Source organism: Synechococcus sp., from assembly GCF_982614295.1.
Map to the genome: position 1 here is coordinate 1 of NZ_CEXBMR010000004.1, position 19,137 is coordinate 19,137.

The 19,137-nt window shown below is 46.3% G+C and carries 18 protein-coding genes; 5 read left to right on the forward strand and 13 right to left on the reverse strand.

Annotated features, from left to right (window positions below; all coding sequences use genetic code 11):
• Both lptC and metG read right to left on the reverse strand, forming a co-directional pair.
• The coding region (gene lptC, locus AC2JC8_RS01260) for an LPS export ABC transporter periplasmic protein LptC (protein ID WP_484594067.1) at positions 1-818 on the reverse strand (818 nt) is incomplete at its 3' end.
• A complete protein-coding gene (gene metG / locus AC2JC8_RS01265; RefSeq protein WP_484420206.1) occupies positions 815-2,350 on the reverse strand; it encodes a methionine--tRNA ligase in 1,536 nt (511 codons plus the stop codon). The genes lptC and metG, both read right to left, overlap by 4 nt.
• A 58-nt stretch (positions 2,351-2,408) precedes the next feature.
• Here metG and AC2JC8_RS01270 point away from each other — a divergent pair, with 58 nt between their 5' ends.
• A complete protein-coding gene (locus AC2JC8_RS01270; RefSeq protein ID WP_484594068.1) occupies positions 2,409-4,139 on the forward strand; it encodes an FAD-dependent oxidoreductase in 1,731 nt (576 codons plus the stop codon).
• Here the strand turns inward: AC2JC8_RS01270 and AC2JC8_RS01275 are convergent.
• The 3 genes from AC2JC8_RS01275 to rpmG form a co-directional block, all read right to left on the reverse strand.
• On the reverse strand, positions 4,120-5,547 hold the full coding sequence (locus tag AC2JC8_RS01275) for a ribonuclease catalytic domain-containing protein (RefSeq protein ID WP_484594069.1): 1,428 nt from the start codon (positions 5,545-5,547) through the stop codon (positions 4,120-4,122). The genes AC2JC8_RS01270 and AC2JC8_RS01275 overlap by 20 nt on opposite strands.
• 431 nt (positions 5,548-5,978) lie before the next feature.
• On the reverse strand, positions 5,979-6,200 hold the full coding sequence (gene rpsR, locus AC2JC8_RS01280; protein WP_255131737.1) for a 30S ribosomal protein S18: 222 nt from the start codon (positions 6,198-6,200) through the stop codon (positions 5,979-5,981).
• Positions 6,201-6,287: 87 nt separating this feature from the next.
• Positions 6,288-6,482: a 50S ribosomal protein L33 gene (gene rpmG, locus AC2JC8_RS01285; RefSeq protein WP_106499878.1), complete on the reverse strand. Its 195-nt coding sequence runs from the start codon at positions 6,480-6,482 to the stop codon at positions 6,288-6,290.
• Between the two features lie 101 nt (positions 6,483-6,583).
• Here rpmG and pheT point away from each other — a divergent pair, with 101 nt between their 5' ends.
• Positions 6,584-9,031 carry a phenylalanine--tRNA ligase subunit beta gene (pheT, locus tag AC2JC8_RS01290; RefSeq protein WP_484594070.1) on the forward strand — a complete coding sequence of 816 codons (2,448 nt, stop codon included), beginning with the start codon at positions 6,584-6,586 and terminating at the stop codon, positions 9,029-9,031.
• Here the strand turns inward: pheT and rlmD are convergent.
• Positions 9,009-10,373, reverse strand: a complete 1,365-nt coding sequence (gene rlmD / locus AC2JC8_RS01295; RefSeq protein ID WP_295476127.1) for a 23S rRNA (uracil(1939)-C(5))-methyltransferase RlmD — start codon at positions 10,371-10,373, stop codon at positions 9,009-9,011. The two genes, pheT and rlmD, sit on opposite strands and share 23 nt — an antisense overlap.
• 102 nt (positions 10,374-10,475) lie before the next feature.
• On the opposite strand from rlmD, the gene AC2JC8_RS01300 reads away from it, so the two are divergent.
• Positions 10,476-10,970, forward strand: a complete 495-nt coding sequence (locus tag AC2JC8_RS01300; protein ID WP_484594071.1) for an allophycocyanin — start codon at positions 10,476-10,478, stop codon at positions 10,968-10,970.
• A 563-nt stretch (positions 10,971-11,533) separates the two neighbouring features.
• On the opposite strand, the gene AC2JC8_RS01305 is transcribed toward AC2JC8_RS01300, so the two are convergent.
• Both AC2JC8_RS01305 and AC2JC8_RS01310 read right to left on the reverse strand, forming a co-directional pair.
• Positions 11,534-12,505, reverse strand: a complete 972-nt coding sequence (locus AC2JC8_RS01305) for a molecular chaperone DnaJ (RefSeq protein ID WP_484400200.1) — start codon at positions 12,503-12,505, stop codon at positions 11,534-11,536.
• 21 nt (positions 12,506-12,526) lie between these two features.
• On the reverse strand, positions 12,527-14,188 hold the full coding sequence (locus tag AC2JC8_RS01310; protein ID WP_484400202.1) for a DUF3370 family protein: 1,662 nt from the start codon (positions 14,186-14,188) through the stop codon (positions 12,527-12,529).
• Here AC2JC8_RS01310 and AC2JC8_RS01315 point away from each other — a divergent pair.
• The gene (locus tag AC2JC8_RS01315) at positions 14,182-14,445 is read left to right on the forward strand and encodes a sigma factor SigF (protein ID WP_484400203.1); all 264 of its coding nucleotides are present in this window, start codon (positions 14,182-14,184) and stop codon (positions 14,443-14,445) included. The two genes, AC2JC8_RS01310 and AC2JC8_RS01315, sit on opposite strands and share 7 nt — an antisense overlap.
• Here the strand turns inward: AC2JC8_RS01315 and AC2JC8_RS01320 are convergent.
• Genes AC2JC8_RS01320 through AC2JC8_RS01335 form a run of 4 tightly spaced genes read right to left on the reverse strand, consistent with a single transcriptional unit; the run spans position 14,435 to position 17,992 of the window.
• Complete coding sequence (locus AC2JC8_RS01320; RefSeq protein WP_484400204.1) at positions 14,435-15,262, reverse strand: ATP adenylyltransferase family protein; 828 nt, start codon at positions 15,260-15,262, stop codon at positions 14,435-14,437. The genes AC2JC8_RS01315 and AC2JC8_RS01320 overlap by 11 nt on opposite strands.
• The gene (locus tag AC2JC8_RS01325) at positions 15,259-16,254 is read right to left on the reverse strand and encodes a SpoIID/LytB domain-containing protein (RefSeq protein ID WP_484400205.1); all 996 of its coding nucleotides are present in this window, start codon (positions 16,252-16,254) and stop codon (positions 15,259-15,261) included. Before AC2JC8_RS01325 ends, AC2JC8_RS01320 begins: the two co-directional genes overlap by 4 nt.
• Entirely contained in the window at positions 16,242-17,093 is an 852-nt protein-coding gene (locus AC2JC8_RS01330) for a PhzF family phenazine biosynthesis protein (protein WP_484400207.1), read from the reverse strand. Before AC2JC8_RS01330 ends, AC2JC8_RS01325 begins: the two co-directional genes overlap by 13 nt.
• Entirely contained in the window at positions 17,090-17,992 is a 903-nt protein-coding gene (locus AC2JC8_RS01335; RefSeq protein ID WP_484400208.1) for an NAD(P)H-dependent glycerol-3-phosphate dehydrogenase, read from the reverse strand. The genes AC2JC8_RS01330 and AC2JC8_RS01335 overlap by 4 nt, the downstream gene beginning before the upstream one ends.
• 32 nt (positions 17,993-18,024) lie before the next feature.
• Here AC2JC8_RS01335 and AC2JC8_RS01340 point away from each other — a divergent pair, with 32 nt between their 5' ends.
• Positions 18,025-18,765 carry an SDR family NAD(P)-dependent oxidoreductase gene (locus tag AC2JC8_RS01340; RefSeq protein ID WP_484400209.1) on the forward strand — a complete coding sequence of 247 codons (741 nt, stop codon included), beginning with the start codon at positions 18,025-18,027 and terminating at the stop codon, positions 18,763-18,765.
• On the opposite strand, the gene AC2JC8_RS01345 is transcribed toward AC2JC8_RS01340, so the two are convergent.
• Positions 18,721-19,131: a DUF2237 family protein gene (locus AC2JC8_RS01345; protein ID WP_295457399.1), complete on the reverse strand. Its 411-nt coding sequence runs from the start codon at positions 19,129-19,131 to the stop codon at positions 18,721-18,723. The genes AC2JC8_RS01340 and AC2JC8_RS01345 overlap by 45 nt on opposite strands.
• Positions 19,132-19,137: the final 6 nt, after the last annotated feature.

The following is a 19,137-nucleotide window of genomic DNA, read 5'->3' on the forward strand; positions in this document are numbered from 1 at the left end:
AGCTTAGCTTCCGCATAATCGAGCGATGTAATGCGCTCTTGTTTAATCCACCACCTGCTAAGGCCAGCTTTTAGTTCCATTTTCTTTGCTGGATCTGTAATGACCACTGGCGGAAAAAAATCGAGCCATTCCTCTTTGGTATTGCCCTCAAGGGCTACTGCAGTTAAAAAGCGTTGCTGATCTTTTTGGGGCCTTTGCAGGCTTTTGATCGGACCAGCAGCATTTAATTTGCCATTTATAAGATTCCAGTTTGCAGTTCTTACTAGGAGATCAAGTTGTGGTAACTCAGGTGCCTTCTGTTGTTTTGTCCAGATCAGTAAACGGGGCGATTGCTTCAATTCCAAATCCTCACGATTTATATGAAATCGGGCTTTGCCAGCGCTAAGTGTTCTCGTGGGATCAAGCGCCTGTGGTTTGTCAATTAAGTCGATGATATTCTCAGCTGGCTTCCAGATGGCACGGCCGGCTAATAAAGTAATTTTACGATAATCCAAAGTAGTTAATTTTACTGAGTTAATTAATTCAATTTGTTCACCATCGTTAATAATTGTACCGCGCTTAGCTGTAATTCTATACGAAGCTTGTCCATTGCGATATAATAAACCCTCGGGCATCTCAATGTATGCAATGCGCTGATTGATGCGATAGCTAGCCTTAGGGCTCTGTAGATCCCATAGTTTTTTACCGCTTCGGTCGTTTTGATGTAATTTTAGCTGCTTAAATTTAAATGGTACCGGGGCTTTTGCAGTTGAATCTTCTGAAATTTGGCAAGCAGAAAGTAGCAAAACCAAGCCGACCAAAGGGCCTGCAATATTCACAATTCATTCTCCAGCTCTAGGCGCTGCATTAGGGGAATTGGTTCTGCAAGCTTTTTACCGGGAGTTAGTAAGCCCCAATGCAACTGGGTCTCCCAGTTGGGGGAAGGTTCTGCTAATTGATCAAGCAAACGGATACTTAGTGCTGGGAGAAGGGGATATAACAGCACGCCGAGCCAGCGGCAAGATTCGAGTACTGCATATAAATCAGAGGCAACTTGATCTCTATTGTTGGGATCCTTAATGGCAGACCATGGAGCTGTTTCGCTAAGAAACCCGTTTGCATCAGCAGCTAATAGAAGAACATCCTCAGCAGCGGAGCGAAAGTTAAGCTCTATATATCTAGAATCAAGTTGGGAACTGATTTGCACACAAACAATAGCTAGACGATGATCTTTGTCTGGAAGGATATTTGGTTCTGGCACGCCATCAAACCACTTCCTTGCCATGGCAATACTGCGGTTAACAAGATTTCCGATAGTATTTGCGAGATCATTGTTAACAAGATCAAGTAAACGTTTTTGCTGTATGTCACCATCATCACCAAATTGGATGTCGCGTAGTAAGTACCAACGAACAGCATCTACCCCGAAGGATTTAATAAGTGCATTTGGATCAAGTGTATTACCTAATGATTTGCCCATTTTCTGGCCCTCTCGGGTGAGAAAACCGTGGCCAAAAACTGCCTTTGGGGGTTCAATACCTGCTGAAAGACACATTGCAGGCCAATAGATAGCATGAAAACGCAATATATCTTTGCCAATTATATGTAAACTTGCGGGCCATCCCCGCGAAAGGGCAAGATCTAAATCTGGAGGATCATTTGGTTCTAATAAGGCTGTGATGTAACCGAGTAAGGCATCAAACCAAACATAAAAAGTGTGGTTGTTATGACCGGGTACAGGTATACCCCACGGCAAATCAACGCGAGAAATTGAAAAATCATGTAATCCAGCGGCAGCAAAATTTTCTACCTCACGGCGCCGTGCGGCAGGGCGTATAAATCCATCTCTTGAAATTAAACAGTTAATTTGATCTTGATAGCGAGATAAACGAAAAAATAAATTACTTTCATCTCGCCATTCAAGGGGCTTTTGATGAATTGAGCAAGTTGGGTTATTAGAAGAGAAGGCATCGTCTTTATACTCCTCGCAGGCAACACAATACCAACCTTGTTGCCTACCCTCAATAATATCTCCATTCGCCTGTACTCTTTCAAAGAATTGATTAACAATTAAACGATGGCGGGGATCGCTAGTTCTGATAAAACGATCGTTGCTAATTCCCCATTCAGCCCAATTTTGTACATATTCAGCGCTAATTTTGTCGCAATGTAATTGAGGTGGGATTTCGGCTTGTTCAGCGGTGCGAAGTATCTTTTGCCCATGTTCATCGCAACCGGTAACAAAAACCACTTGCTCCCCACGCTGGCGCCGATAGCGGGCGAGGGCGTCTACGGCCAAAGTGGTGTAAACACTACCGATATGGGGACGATCGTTGACGTAGTAGAGCGGAGAAGTGAGGGTGGTAGTCATCGCCACTGATCTTACCCAGGTGGTGCGGACTGCCAAGTTCCACATTTGCTAAAAAATTATGCCTTTAAGCCTTGAAACCATATCCACGCCGGTACTAATACTTGGGGGCGGCAGCGGAGCCCTTGGAGCAGCCTTGCAATGCGCCCGCAGCGGAACCAAGTGCTTGCTCGTTACGCCAGGGGCATGGGTGGGGGGAATGCTGAGTGCCAGCGGTGTTTCCGCGCCGGATGGCAACGAATTGAGCCCCTGGCAAACAGGTTTGTGGGGTGCGTTGCTACGCCAACTAAGGCAACAAGTGCCCCAAGGGTTAGACCAAAACTGGGTTAGTTGTTTTGGTTTTCAACCCGGCCAAGCAGAGGAAATATTTCAGGGCTGGCTGGCAGCTGAACCAAATCTGCAATGGCGCAGCGGGATGAATTTGGAAAAACTGAACAGACTGGGTAACAGGCTGGTGGAAGCGATATTCAGCGATTCTAATTCTCAACTCCAGGTTAAGTTTGATTTAATTATTGATGGCACTGAATTAGCAGAAAGCCTTGCTTTAGCCGGCATAAAACATCGTTTTGGCTGGGAACCTAAAGAGCAATGGAACGAGCCCAGTGCTCCCCCTATGCAACAGCTGAAGCAAGATCCATTTTTTACCGCTCAACCTGTTCAATCTCCAACTTGGGTTGTTATCGGTAAGTGGAAGGGCAGCTTGGTGGGTAATCAATTCATTCCCCAATTAAAACAAGCGAACCCGCCATTTAATGATTGCCTTAATCCCCACGGTTTGCTTAGAACCCTTAGCTATGGACATCTTCCACAAAATTGGCTGATGCTGAATTGGCCCAAAGCCGGAAACGATTGGCATCAAGATCCTAGGGCACCCTTCAGCGGCTCAAAAGTTCGTATCAGCGAACATCGCGCTGCAATGCAAAATCACAGCCTTAACTTTTTGAATGAATTGCAAGTAATTAGCAATGGTTTATTGCAGCCTGCTAATGCATTCCCATCGAATCAGGCCGGGGGTTGTTTAGCCCTTCAGGCCTATTGGCGTGAGAGCAGACGATTAATTGGTGCCTGCACAGTTATTGAACAAGATCTATTACCTAATCAAAAAAATAAATTAAATACTAAAAATAGCATTGCTGTTGGTAATTATCCAAACGATCACCATTATCCTGGTGCAGATTGGCCCCTGGCGCCAAAATCAATTCCTTGGGGAGGAAGATGGAGCGGCACACCATTTTGTATACCCTTTGATTGTCTTTATGGCGCTGAAATATCAAATTTATTAATGGCAGATAAGGGAATTAGTGTTAGCCATATAGCTAACGGCGCCACGAGATTGGGTCCTTTAATTCTAAATATTGGTCAAGCTGCTGGTATGGCAGCAGCCCTGTGCTCTCGAGGGGGGCTGCTGCCTTCGGATCTCAAGGTGAGGCAGATACAGCAACATTTAATCAATGATCAAAAGGCACCGTTAGCTCCGTTCATATTGGAAGATCTGCCTTGGCATTCATCCAATTGGCGAGATCAGCAGATGGCCGCCCTTAATGAAAATTCCAAAACTTGCTCCCCCTTGGCTCCCCCATCAGAACCAGGCGAACAAGCCCAAATAATGGAGCTAAATATCAAAGCAGAAGATCAATGGCTTGGTTATTGGGATGGAATCGAATGGCCTCTTATCAGCCTTGAGCCATTGGTAAAAATGCAAATGGCAAATTTGCACGGCAAACGAATAACCGCCCTTGGCCGTTGGAATCCATGGGGTCCGTGGTGGAGAATCAACCAATTGTTGCTTTGAGATGCAATAAATCTCGGCCTGGATCAACTTCTTGAATTTGTATATTTAGCAAATCCCCTGGAATTGCCCTATCGCGCAAACGAGCAGGTAATTCCATTGCCCACGCTTCTATCCGCACAAGTGCAAGATCCTGATCTTCTCGGAGCCAACGCAACATAATTGCTGGCTGTAACTCCCTTTTTTGTTTTTGCAGCTGCAGCCATTCAAGCAAGCAAGCCCGTTGATCTTCTCTACTTATTTGGGCTACCTCCTTACTTTGCTGCTCCAATTGCTCAAGCTGAGGTTTGATATCTTCTTCATTATTTGGGGTTCCTTTTAGTAAACCTGAATATTGCAACCACTGGCGATGGGCCATTAGATCAGCATATCTACGTATTGGAGATGTCCATTGCAGGTAGCTTTCTAGGCCAAGAGCTTGATGCGGGGAAGAGCTTGAATGCAATCGGCTTCGCCCAAGGCCAAGGCGTTGGTGAGCCCATCTCACAGCTCCTGGTGGTATGGCTAGCAATTGTTGTTCGCTAAGACTTTGGTTGCCTGCTTGACCCCGAAAGGGCATCGCTAAATGTAGTTTTTCTGCCCAATTGGCTACCGCTGCTCCAGCTAAAACCATTGCTTCAGCAACCATTGCCCTTGCCAAACACGGCTCTGTAATTTCAAGTTTTAGTTCCCCTTCAGTTCGAAATAACCGACCTTCTGCCTGATCCATCATTAATGCGCCCTGCCCTAGGCGCCAGGTGCGGCGAGTTAAAAGCAAATTATGCAATAAGGAAAGATCAGGATCCTCGGGGGGGGCAAGGTCAATAAGTTCGTCTGCATCGTTGTAACTGAGCGCATAGGTAATGCGAACCCAGGATCGATAGATATCACAACTTAAAATTGAGCCATCGCTATCGAGGCATACGGCAACACTTAGGGCTGCTTTATTAAGCCCAGGCGTAAGACTAAATGGGCCAGCGCCAAGTTGAAGTGGGAACATGGGCACTAGCCTGTCACTTAAATAAAGACTTGAAGCTCTCCGTTTTGCCTCTAAGTCAAGACAACTATTAGCGGCAATAAGTCGATGGGGATCTGCCACATGAATCCATATCTTCTGCCGGCCATCTAGATCAATTTCCAACGAGAGCGCATCATCAACCTCGAGGGTGCTTGGATCATCAATGCTGAAGCAACGCAAATAAGTGAGATCAATGCGATCGTTGTCTCCTTCTTGAAAGTCCAAACATTGCGAGTGGAGTTTTTCAGCTTCTATTAAGCATTCGTGCGGAAATTCTTCATTGGCGATAAAAGTTGAAGGCTGAACTAATTCTAAAGCAGCTTTAATTTCTAATGCCAAATACTTGCGTCGCCGCGTGCCCCGCAAAGAGCGCAATTCATCAATATTGCGGGCGCAGATATTATCACGCTTCAATCTAAATAAATCTTGATTCGCCGCCAGGGAAAGCCAACAAGATGCGAGCTCAGCTGGAGAAGGAGAATTGAAAAGTAATTTACTAAAATCTAAAAGGTTTGCCCCAAGACCGCTTGAGCTAAAATTTTCTTTGTTTTGGGATTGTATCCACGCAGTTGCAAATATGCTGGAAGCTAATTTAATAGAACATAGGCCATTCAACAGATCTTTATCAGGCCAATGGCTACAAGATGCGATTAAAAAAAGCTCCCTAACTGGATATCCCTTACTTAGCTTGGCCTCTGGTGGGGAATGTAATACTGCTTTTCCAGTTTTTAAATCCTTTATCAATCCTATTCGTGGTGCACGGCCCTCGGGCACGTAACCAACTAAATCGCCAATTTGCACAGTTAAATATTAATCATAAACTTCTTTAAGTTAATGCTTACACATTAACCCTCAGGATTTACAAATGGTAACAGAGCCATGATACGAGCTCTTTTAACAGAATTAGTTAAATCGCGCTGTTGTTTAGCTGTTAAGCCTGTCATGCGACGCGGCAGTAGTTTGCCACGCTCAGTTATGAATTTTTTTAAAAGCTCAGTGTCCTTATAGTCGATAGGATCGCCTGGCTTGATTGGGGAGAGACGCTTTTTAAAGAATGAACTGGACATTGGAATTCAGAGGAAAAAACTAAAAACCGCAACTAGGAAATAGGTGCAGGAAGCAAAGAAATTTTGAGATGATGAGCTTCGCTCAACTCACTTGATTTCTTTATGGACAGTTGATTTGTTGCAATGGGGGCAGAACTTTTTGATCTCCAGCCGTTCGGTGGTGTTCCTGCGGTTCTTCTCCGTGGTGTAACGAGACACCCCAGGACTGCGTTTGGAGGGATTGGACCGGCATTCCGTGCACTCGAGGGTGATCACGATCCGGACGCCCTTGTTTTTGGCCATAAGGACGTTGCGCCGCTTCTAACTTGCGGTGTGACAATCCATGAGCATAACCGATTGGGTGCCTGCAATCGGTAGGATCCAGCCGCTGCTCTTGCTTTTAAATGCGCGTTTCGCTGCAATGGCTCAGGGAGCTAGTTCCGTTCAGCTGTGATCCAACTTCTCTAGCTGAAAAGCTCTCGATGGCTGGATTCGAAGTGGAAGCGGATGAGGATCTAAGCCTGAGGGCTAATGGGGTGGTTTGCGGACGAGTTGAGCGCAAAACAGCCCACCCTGATGCCACAAAATTAAATATTTGCGATGTTTCGATAGGCGCTAGCGCACCTTTACAAATCGTTTGCGGTGCGAGCAACGTAAGAGAGGGTATGGCTGTGGCTGTAGCCACTGTTGGAAGCTATCTGCCAGCAATAAAACTTGATATCAAACCGGCGAAATTAAGAGGGGTAGATAGTTGCGGAATGCTCTGTTCCCTCGCTGAACTTGGCCTTCACACAGATGTTGATGGAATTGCAGACCTGGAGCAAATTGCCCTTTCCTCAGCTCAGAAATTACCTCAATTAGGTCAACCGGTTGGACCGTTACTAGGACTGGATGATCGAATTTTTGAGTTAGCAATCACTGCAAATCGAGCTGATGGCCTGTCGATGCTGGGGTTAGCAAGAGAAGTGGCTGCACTTGAACAGTTATCTGTTGTCTTTCCAGAGGTTTCAAAGGGCTCAAAAGCTGAGAATTTAGAAAGTGAATCGCTATTTGAATTTTCCGAACTTTTTTCTCTTACGGCACTAGAAAATGTGCAAGTGGCGGCATCTCCCCTCTGGTTGCAACGCCGGCTCGAGGGCGCGGGGCAAAGATCCATTAATAACGTTGTAGACATCACAAATCTGGTGATGCTTGAAACGGGGCAACCACTCCACGCCTACGACAGCAACATGGTGGGTGAAGCTGCTTGCTTTGCCTTGCGGCTAGCAAAACCAGGCGAAGCTTTTAAATGCCTAGATGGGATAGAGAGAAAATTAACTAGTGAGAATTTATTGGTTACAGAGCAGGATATTCCTGTTGCAATAGCCGGAGTGATGGGCGGTGAAGCCAGCTCGGTTCAATTGCAAACGAAAGCCATTTTATTAGAAGCGGCAGTATTCTCAGCCCCTCAAGTGCGACGCAGCAGTAGAGCCGCCTCACTTCGCAGTGAATCTTCTGCGCGCTTTGAAAGAGGGGTTGCAAAGGCCAATTGTTTAGCAGCAGCTGATCGTGCAGTGGATTTACTTCAAGAAATCTGTGGCGCTAAAGCAACTAGGCGTTGGGTAGCAGCCAAAAGTAAAGAGGAGATCGAGCCAATTATTTTTCGCAGAAGCGCCCTTGAAAAACTGTTAGGGCCCCTTGATGGAGGCGACTCAGGCTATGAAGAAATCAATAGTGAAGACGTGGTAAATATTCTTGAGAGCTTGGGCTGCCATGTTCGTAGTGAAGGGGAAGCCCAAGCTGAATCCGAAATATGGCATGTGTTGGTGCCACCGGCCCGCCAGGGTGATCTCAAGAGGGAGGTTGATCTAATTGAAGAAGTGGCGCGCCTAGTTGGCTACGACCGCTTTTGCAGCCACCTTCCTGATCCGCTGGAGCCTGGAGGTTTAAGCGCACAGGAGGAATTGCAACGGCGCCTTTGCTCCGCACTTCGGGCAGCGGGCCTTCAGGAATTAACACATTTATCATTAGTACCGAAAGATCCTAATGATAATACTGAGCAAGTAGAATTATCTAATCCACTCTTAGCAGATTATGGCAATCTTCGTACTAATTTAAGTGATGGATTACTCCTTGCAGCTAGCCGAAACTTACAATCCCCACAACCTGGATTTTGGGGATTTGAAATTGGCACAGTATTTAGAAAAATTGATAATTTTTATGCCGAAACAATTCGATTAACAGGCATTATTTGCGGCCATAAAGGCTCAGAATTATGGAGCAATAGTGGGCAAATGATTAATCCAAATTACTACAAATCGCGGGGAGTTATTGCACAAGCTTTTAGAGAAATTGGCTTGGAATTACAGGATAAAACCTATAATGGCGAACCACAATTACACCCTGGCCGAGCTGCTAGTTTGTATCTCAATGGGAAGGTGGTGGGAATATTTGGCGAAATACATCCTGAATTAGCAGACAGCCACAAGCTCCCTAGTGGTTGTTGCCTCTTTGATTTTGAGCTCGAACAATTATTAACAGCTGCCAGTGCAAATAAACTTTTTAACCCCGTATTTAAAGCCTATCCAACCGTGCCAGCGAGCGAAAGAGATTTGGCATTCGTTGTGTCTGAAACCATAGAGGCCAACCTCATACTTGGCTCAATGCGTAAATGGGGGGGTTCTCTTTTGGAAAATGTGCAGTTATTAGATCGATATACTGGTGCTCAAGTAGATCCTGGTTTTTGCAGTATAGCTGTGAGGCTTAGGTTTAGAGCTGAAGATTGCACATTAAGAGATGAGCAAGTGGAAGCACCTATGCTAAATATAATTGAATTGTTGCAAAAAACTTTTAACGCGAAGTTACGCGTCTAAGTAAAGCAACAGCCTCGCAATGGGTTGTTTGAGGGAAAAAATCAATTGGTTGAACAGAAATTAATTCCAATTCACCGCCACTGGTGAGGCGAGCAAGATCCCTAGCCAATGTTGATGGATTACAACTTACGTATGCGATCCGTTCCGGTGGACATTCATTGATAGTTGCAATTAAACGTTCGCTAAGACCCTTGCGAGGGGGGTCTAATAAAAGCGCATCAGCTATTGGCAATAGTTCAGCAAGTTTTTCTTCCACCGACCCATTTATAAATTCTGCATTTTCTAAATTATTAAGGCGAGCATTATCTTCAGCTCTTTCAATGCTTGCTTGATGTTGTTCGATTCCAATTAACCTTGATCCGCCGCAAATTAATGGCAGGCCGAGGGTTCCAACACCGCAAAATGCATCAATCAAAACCTCACCACTTTTTAGTGCGAGGCCCTGCTGTAAAAGTGGGATTAGTTTTTCTGCTTGGGGAGTATGAACCTGAAAAAAAGTATCAAGGCCAATGGCAAAGCTGCATTCAGCAAATCGCTCTAGAAGCCATGGCCTTCCAGCGATTAGTTGCTGGGTGGGGCCAAGCAGAGTGTTTGTTGGTTTTGGTTGAGTGTTCAGCACAACTCCTACTACTGCAGGCCATCGCTCTATCCATTCCTGAGCCAGTACATCAACCCCATCCAGAGGGGAACTTCTCACCACTAAACCCAGGAGTATTTCGCCACTGTTGGCGCCAATCCTCAAAACAAGATGTCGTAGTTCACCGCTGTGGCTTGCTTCGCAGTAAGCGGGCCAGCCACATTCTTCTAGATCCTGCTTAATTGGTGCAATAAGTGCATCGAGGCGTGGATCCAACACTGGGCAGTGATTCATATTCACTACATCGTGACTTTGACGTTTGTAGAAACCAGCCTTTATTCCATGGCTTGAGGGCTGGATTGGGATGATTGCCCGGTTGCGATAACCCAAAACCGCTTTTGCCGCGAGGATTGGCTGAACCTCTATTTCAAGGCCACCGATTCTTTTTAATGCTTGCTGAACTCGGCTTTGTTTCCAGTTTGCCTGCGCTGAATCATTCCAGTGCTGAAGGCTGCAGCCGCCACAATCACCAGCAAGGATGCAAGCAGGTAGACGGCGTTCAGGTGAAGCACGCAACAATTTACGAATTTCACCGCGCACCATACCTTTGGATGCTCCGGTGAGGCGAGCTTCCACCTGTTCACCAGGCAAAGCACCATTAACAAAGGCTATTTTTCCGCCTTCTTCACCGATGCCATCACCCTCCCCACTGAGATCGCGGATCTCAAGGGTGAGCAGATTTGGCTGGCTGGGATTTGTTTTCACAACACGACCATAAGTCGTGGCGTTACAGACCAAGGCAAAACAAACGATTTGGGCAGCTTGGTGGCCTGAGTTAGATAAGCTGAATTAGGCACCGGCATTGCGATGAGCGTTGTACGCGATCTGATCCTTCAAGCAGACGATGAGCTGCGTTACCCCAGTGGTGGCGAATTGCAATCGATGGTTGATTTCCTTAGTGGTGGAACTCAGCGCCTAAGGGTGGCAAAAATTCTGAGCGAGAACGAAGAAAAAATCGTTGCTGAATCTGCAAAGCAGCTTTTTAGTATCAAACCAGAATATGTGGCTACGGGGGGCAATGCCTACGGTCAGAAACAAAGGGCTCAGTGTCTAAGGGATTTTGGTTGGTATTTGAGATTAATTACCTATGGAGTTCTTGCTGGAAGTACCCGTTTCATCGAAAACACAGGGCTTGTAGGGGCTAGAGAGATGTACAACAGCCTTGGCGTGCCCATGCAGGGAATGGTGGAAGCGATGCGTTGCATGAAGGCTGCCTCGGTATCGCTTGTTTCAGCAGAAGATTCAAAATTATTGGAGCCCTATTTCAATTACTTGATCCAAGGCATGCAAACCAGCGCCTAGGCAATAAAAAAATTAAGTCTAGTTAATCTCAAATAATTCTTGATTAAAGACCTACGGCAAGACTTAAGTGAGATTGACAACACTTAGCTCAGCCTGCCTGCAGAATTCTTGTTGCTATTTGCCTAGCAATCTTATTCCATTCATCCCATCTAAGAATCAATCTAAGAACTAAAGCAGGTCTTAAATGAGATGCATAAGAAAATGATTAGATATTTTTGAGTACCTGTGATAAACACAGATACTCAGCATTATTTTTATATAAAAAACCGAGTATTTACAGTTGATATTCACTGCCATAAAAGCTTTTCCCGGAAGAGCTGGACAATAAGTTGGACAGAACCAGAAGGAGCCTAGAAATCAATCAATTACTTAAAGGGAGCAAAACCCATAGGGAGGACAAATGAAAAAATCAAAAAATATCAAAATGAAAAATTGAATAAAAAATAGTCTTGCAAATATTAGATGAGTCTCATTTCAAGTCTTATATCAATTCTTAGATAAGAGTTACGGGACAATGTAAATGTTTTATAGCGTAGATATTATTTCAAGTATTTTAAAAGGTTTTATAAGGGTTTTAGATATCTTTGCTTGAGAAGTTGATATGCCTCATTAAGTCTTCTCATTTCCTCAGGGTCGCCACCTGCGTCGGGATGAGCGGCAACCGCTTGATGTCGGTAGGCTTCCCGAATATCTTGCAATGTAAGACTGCAACCAGCACTAGTTGGAAGTTTTAGAAGTTGCAGTGCTCCTTGGGTTGTCATCGTTGCTTGGAGATCAAGAAACGGAGTCCCTCGCCGCCGCCGCCTCAGCCGCTGAGTCATCCGGCCCACCAATGATGGAATTCTTATTTTTAGAGCTAATCCACCAAAAGGATCTTCCAGCAAACCGGCAGCAATAATGACACGATCAACTGATGGATCCCGTAAATCCCAGCTGGGGGCATAGCCAATCATCACCTGCTGAAGCGCATTCCATGTGAACATATTTCCCTCACTGGCATCAGATAGGGGCCATATGTCGTGGCTCAACCAATGCATACCAGCTTCTAGTACAGCTTGATTTGGTTCGTTTCCGTAAAGATTCATCCAATGGGTTTGTACCGCTTGAATACACTCATCTAACTGGCGCGAATCTATTAAGGTAATTCCAACACTCGTTGGCGGATCAACAACAGGTGTTTGCAAACTTCTCCTTAATTGCTGTGTGCGCTTTGATACGAATCCTGGTAGATCAATTGCTGAAGGGCGCTGATCAGATTCATCAACTTGCCAATCTGGAATATCCTCATTCTCACCAGCTAGAGATATCAGCACGAGTGCCCCTTGAACGTGCTGAACTAACGAATTTTCATAGTTTTCACTAGCTTCCTGCTCCTTTTCGAGCTCTGATTCATCTTTTAAAATAATCTCAAGTAAGCGCTCAATCGCTGGGCCGCGACTTCTCATTCCCCACTGCTTACGCAAACGGTCTAGCTGCTCAATGGCAGCACACTGGAGAACCAGTGTTACTTTGCGTTCGTCTGGGCTGTTTGCCAAGGGGACTTTGTAGATGTGGAACTAGCGGTTAAGCCAGTTTCTAATTAATTTATGCGGCCTATTGGTATCAACCATCGCTGGCAATGAGGGAGGCCAACCACCTATCGGTAACATCGCAGGAGGAAGTGCTGGCAATTGTGGTGGAGGTATAGGTACAGGTACCTGCCGCTTAACGGAGTTGATCGGAGCCTTGCGAGGAGCAAGCTTTAGCTCAGCCGTAGCTGGAGGTTCCATAACAAACATTGGAATAGCTTCTGATTGTTTGCGTGCTTTTTTCAAGGCCTCCTCTTTACTCCGCAACATACCCAATTGCGTATCTGAAACAATACTAAGCAGATGGCCTGGCGTTGCATCAGCTGGATATACCAAGCTCAAACGAATGTTCTGAGGCTGATTTGGCGTGAGATCAAGAGATTTAAGCACTAAACTTTGCCCAGATCTCATTCCAACATGTAGCTCTTCATAGCCATTAATTGTTTTTAAACCGATGGTTCCTCGAAATGATACGAATTGACGACCTCGCAGGGTTGGATGACTCAAAACCAATTTATATGGCCCATTACCAACCAAACTCATGTCTAGATCAAACCTAACTCCGTAAGTACCAATATTATCTAAAGAGGAATCAAGCATTCTTGTTACTAATGGATTTACCTGATTCTCTCCGGTGCCAAAATTGTGGCGATTTGTTGTGGTAAGCGGAACATGTAAAGGCATCTCAAGAAGGTTGTGGATAACACTTGCTTGATACGTATCTCCTATTGCTACACCTGCAACTCTTGAAAATACACTTCTATCCTTAATCTTATTTATTTTATTTAAATATGTACGGCCTGGTGCAAATTGATCAGAATCAAGAATGTTAATAATTTCCTGATCAGACTTAGGCATTTTGGCAGCAACCACTGCTAATTGAAAAGCTCCATCGCTACGACCTTTTATTAATGCATTAGCAATGCCGTTTGAGGGCAAATCCGTACTAAAAATTACTATGCGGCTGCGAGGTGGGATCCGGATTGCTTCAGGTAATTTCCTATCAAGGGTTCCCCGCATCATTTGAGCGGCGGTTGCAGCCCCTGGGCCTGTATTCCAGGGCCGATGACCTTGAGGAATCACACCGAGTAAATTGTTTGATTGATAAGGAGCTTCAAAACTATTTTTAACTGAGCCGCGTTCAAATTGAAGGACAACATCTCGATCCCCAGGATTTATAGCGATCGCGGCGATAGTAAGTTGGCTGCGTCTTGTTCCGTATAGGCGCCTCTCTTGAGCTAAGGGATGATATTTGTGATGGGCATGAACGCCAAATTCGCCGTTAAACGTATAAGTGGCATGGTTTAACCTCTGGCCATTTTCAGCCAGGGCGTCCCCCGAGGTGGTGCTCACGAGTATCCCTGGTCCAGCCACCTCCTCAGGTTGGTTGGAATGCAGCACAGGCACATTATTGAAGGTGCCATTTAATGGTCTGGCTTGTTGACCGGCCATCAAGGACACCTCTGATCTTGCAACAGGCGCCAAAAAAGGCAATACAAGCAAAGCCAAATATTTTTGGCGCATAAGACCGGTGGGGCCTACCTGTCTCAATATGAGATTAGCTCTATGCAGTTTGGTGATTTTAGATGCAGTTTTAAAAATCTTTGGCAGGCCAAAGGCTGATGGAGCCTTGCTGTCCTGTGATGTCACGGAATTTAGGCAAGGGGACAACACAAGCCACAGAAGGTTGGCTAGAACCTAATTGGTTTGATTATTTTCCCATGTTTTCGATGCCAGATTGCTGCTGGAACGATACCGACCTCAAATCCTCAAGGGCCAGGCACCAGCGCCGTAAGCTCTACATGCTCAAAGGCTGGCGCGATGCCGTGGAAAGGCAGCTAGCGGCTGTAAACGCGGCTATTGGCACCCTTGAGGCTCAGATGGAGCGCGATCAAACTAATGAGTAGGAATGGCTGCTTCTGCTAGTAACTGGGAAGGGCCATTTTCATGCAGCCAAGCAAGGTTTGATTCAGCTGTAGCCAGCAAGAAGCCAGCGTATCCGAGGGCATTAAGGCTGAAACCCTTATGCCCTTCTTTTGATCTCGGAATTAAGACAAACCACTTATTACTTATTAGTAAATTGTAAGGAAGAAGCGGGATTTTATCCTTATTTGGGTTGCCAACTCCATGAGTTTCTGCAAGTTCAGCATATGATCTAATCAGAAAATCTAAGCTTGGTAACTCATTATTTGGTGTTGCTTTTAAGCCAACTTTCCACGGCCAAGAAGACTTATTTGCAACAGCATTTGCCTCAAATCTCTCAGCTTCTGGACATATAATTTCTCCCTTAGCTCGAGGTAAGAGTTGTAAGTGTCTATGGGGCTGACTTGCTCCTGCCTCCGGAGCACTATTGAAAAACCATAGGCCAGCTTGCATTTGCCAAACCTCTCTTAATGCCTGCCAATCACATTCACTTAGCCAGCCTGTTTGGGGTTTCCAATCCCTTGTGATCAGAAGTAAATGTCCTGGTTCAACAGGATATTTATTAAGCAAAAGTATATGTTGATCAAGTTTATTAAGTTCTAAATTTCGATCCCAAGGTGAGAAAGGATTTTGTTTTGGTCCAACCTCTTTCAAATGCTTTGGAGTGTAGCCATGCAGTTTGCGGAGTATGAAAGGATCCCAGGATGCAGACTTTAAAATTTCTGTTTGTAGAGGTACCAAAGCACCAAGAGAAATAGCTTTTCTTTGGCAGGCCAGAGATTGTTCTGCTAAAGAATTCATGCCGACCTCTTCAATCGAGCTAAATTGGCACCCCTATAGTATCTAGCTAATATTTGTGAGAATCGAAATCCTTGTTGAGCCAACTCTTTTGCTCCATGTTGACTCATACTTGCGCCCAAATGGCCATGGGCTTCGATAGTTATCTTCTTATCGGCGGCATAAAGACTTTCAACAATCCCGCCTCTGTAACTAAGTACTAGGCCCATCGTTGAGCTGCCTGCCACCCGCGAAGCTTCACTTTCACTTTCCAAGCCATCGTATGCCTGCCAGCGAGTTGTGGCGCCAAGGTTCCAATGGGGATCTGCGGGTCGAGCCATGTGGGCCAAGGCATAGGAACGGGCAGCAACCGCTTGAGCCCGCAATGCCTCCTCCGGCCAATCGCTTGGCATTTCAGCTCCTACTACTGATGCTATGTAATCCTCAAGTTGTAGATGATTCACGATTATAAGACCTCCACGTTCGCAATAAAATCTAAATTCACCGCGGTAACTCTTAGCATCAAGTGCAACTATTCCTCCATTATTAGGCCTGAGCCATAGTTCATTAGGCCCTTTATCATCGCCGATCTGCAGCAGGCCCTCAATGCAATTTAGGGGTAGCATTCCTTGGCCAGATCTCCAGGTGTTGCCATTGCGCAACTGCAATTGCCAAGGACCGTTTGCACCAACATTTGAAGTGCTTTTTGTTTCCTGAAGCATCACCCTTATCTCCAGTGAAGGAGCTGGTTGATCAGCATTAGGAACTTTTAAATCAAGGCGCTGAGTATTTAAGGATCTCTTATTTTGCTTTGATATAATTTTATTATTTTCATTTTTTATTGGATCTTCTAGTAAAGCCTCTAGCATTGCTGGATCTAGTTGTGATTGCTGAGGCTTTAAACTTGGAGAAATAAGTACTACAACCAACGCCGCAAAAAATAAAGGGGCGGAGCACAAAAAAAGGCTGCCACTATGGCGCTTTAGAAATAGCTTTAGGCGTTCTACTTTTTCCATGCCACCCCATCACTGTTAGTTGAAATCCAGGGCAGCTCCCCTTTCCAAAGCAGTGTGCCGCTGCCTTTAATTCTAATTTGACTGTTTTTCTGTGGAATGCAAAGCATTCCTCCTGGTCGCTGGGAGGGCTGCCAGCCGCTCACTTCAGAAAGATTTAGCTGCTCACACCACCAAGGCGCTACTAAAGCGTGAGCTGAACCTGTAACTGGATCTTCGCTAATACCCAAACCAGGGGCAAAAAACCGCAGTTGGTAGTGGTGAGGTGTCTCTGCTGCTTGCATAACCAGCCAAGCTTTTTCTGGTCCATTGCGCCACACAGGATTTTGAGGATCAAGCTTGCTTAGGGGAAAGCTTGCTGACACAAGCAAAACCCCATAGGCAAGTCCTGAGCTCCATTGATTAAGAAGACTTGTACCCAGCAGCTCTGCCATCCAAGCCTCTTGAATTCGAAACGTTAAACCTGTGGTTGGTAGATCTAAGCTGGCAAGTTTTGCTGAATGTACTTCGATTCTGAGATCTCCACTGCTAGTTGAAAAGAAATACTCTTCACCTAGATCAAATTTTCCCCATTGATACAAGGCAAGGCCCGCGGCAAGACTCGCATGGCCACACAGAGATACCTCGCAGCTTGGTGTAAACCAGCGCAAGCACCATTGTTGTTTGTTATGCCATAAAAAGGCAGTTTCTGATTGTGCTAATTCTGTAGCAAGAGCCTGCATCCAGTTTGTGCATGCTGGTTTATCAAGTAAAACAACCGTGGCCCCGTTGCCGCCCAGTGGGACTTCACTGAATGCATCAAAAGCGCAGATGGCTATGCCTTGGTGTGTGCTGCTGATCATTCGTGGCGTAATTCCCTTTCCATTAACTTTTGAAGCGCCCTGCGGGGATCGCAACGTCCCTCTACAAGTTGTTGCACTTCGGTTGCTATTGGCAAACTCAAATGTTTTTTAGCAGCAAGGGCTAATACCGCCTCACAGGTGGGCACACCTTCAACAATCGCCCCAATTCGCTCAAGGGCAGCGCTGGTTGTTAATCCCTCTGCTAATGCATTGCCAAATCGATAATTACGACTCAGCGCACTGGTTGCAGTAGCTAAAAGATCACCAAGACCAGCGAGGCCGTAAAGAGTTTCCGCTTTACCGCCGAGGGCTTGAATCACAAGGCCCATCTCCGCTAAACCACGCGTGAGGAGAGATGCTCTGGCATTTGAACCGAGGCAAAGACCATCGCACACTCCAGCGGCAATAGCGATCACATTTTTCAATGCCCCCGCCACCTCTGTTCCCACGGGATCATTATTTCGATAAAGCCTGAGGCAGTCGCTACTTAACTCCTTCTGCAGCTTTGCCAATAAAAGTTGATCAGTGCCTGCCAGCACACTGGCGGCAGGTAAGCCGTTGGCCAATTCCTTTGCCAAGTTTGGGCCGCTCAACACAAACAACGGCCGCTGCGGACAATACTTTTGCCAAATCTGGCTGGCGGTAGAGCCAGTTAGGGGGTCCAACCCTTTGGAACAGCTCAGCAGTGGCGCATGGCAATTCCAGCTTGAAAGTTGCAGCGCAAGGCTCTCAACACCAGCAAAAGCAACTGCACACACCACTAGATCGGAGTGTTGCAAGGTTGAAAGTGCATCAAAACCATTGGATCGACGCCAGAGCTCAACTCGATGGCCCGACTGCCCAAAAAGATGCTTCAAGGTGCTGCCCCAAGCACCACCACCTAGCAGGGAAATCGACAAGACCAAACGCTTAACCCCCTTCAGTTGCCATCATGCGCCCCTTCGTGGTGTTAGCAATGGCTCGCAACCTCAATTGGGATCAGCTGGAGGGTACTGCCCTTGTGGTGGGCCAAGGGGGCATTGGTAGAGCTATTGGTGTGGTTCTAGAGCGAGAAGCTCCAAAACTGAAGCTATTAAGGGCCGGTAGGGGTGGACCATTGCCGCTAAATATTTGCTCAGAGCAATCCCTAAACGATTTAAAAACTGAATTGCAGCAGCATGGGCCCTTAAGGCTGGTGATCAACACCGCTGGATGGCTTCATAGTGGAGGGATTGGGCCTGAAAAGCGTCTGCAGGCAGTAAGCCGCACTGGTTTAGAGGAATCATTTGCGGTGAACGCCTTTGGACCAATCCTGCTTGCCAAAGCCGTGGATGAGGCCTTTGGGCATGGCGAGCAGGCTTGGTTCGCAAGCCTTTCCGCCAGGGTTGGCAGCATTGGCGACAACCAACTTGGCGGTTGGTATTCCTACCGCGCTGCAAAAGCTGCGCAGAACCAACTGCTTCGCACTCTTGCAATTGAATGGCAACGGAGAAGACCAGCTGTGGCAGTAACTTTGCTGCATCCAGGTACCACTGCCACTGCGCTTTCTGAGCCCTTCAGAACCGCTGTGGCTCCGGAAAAACTTTTTAGTGCTGAGCGGGCAGCCGAGCAACTGGTATCGCTAATAGCCAAGCAGACCCCTCTTGAATCAGGCAGGTTCCTTGCCTGGGACGGGCAAAGCATCCCCTGGTAGGGCTTTTTCCTGCAGCAATTCGAGTGGAATTACCTCGAGAGTTGAAAATTCACAAGCTTCAAGCACTACTTGGGGGGCCATGCCATCCCAGTAGGCCTCAAGCCAGCGAGGCGCGCAAAGACACCATCGATCACCAGGTTTCAAACCTGGAAAAGCATTTGCTTCGTTGGGGCTTGAGAGATCGTTGCCTTGGGCCTTGCTGTAACTCAAGAAGGATTCACTCATCACGGCACATACGCTGTGCCGGCCAAGGTCTGCCGCGTTGGTACGGCAGCTGCCATCGCGAAACCAACCTGTGAGGGGCTGGCATCCACAGCTCTTCAGGCTTGTACCAAGCACGTTAAAAATCGATGTTGATGTGGTCATAAGTCT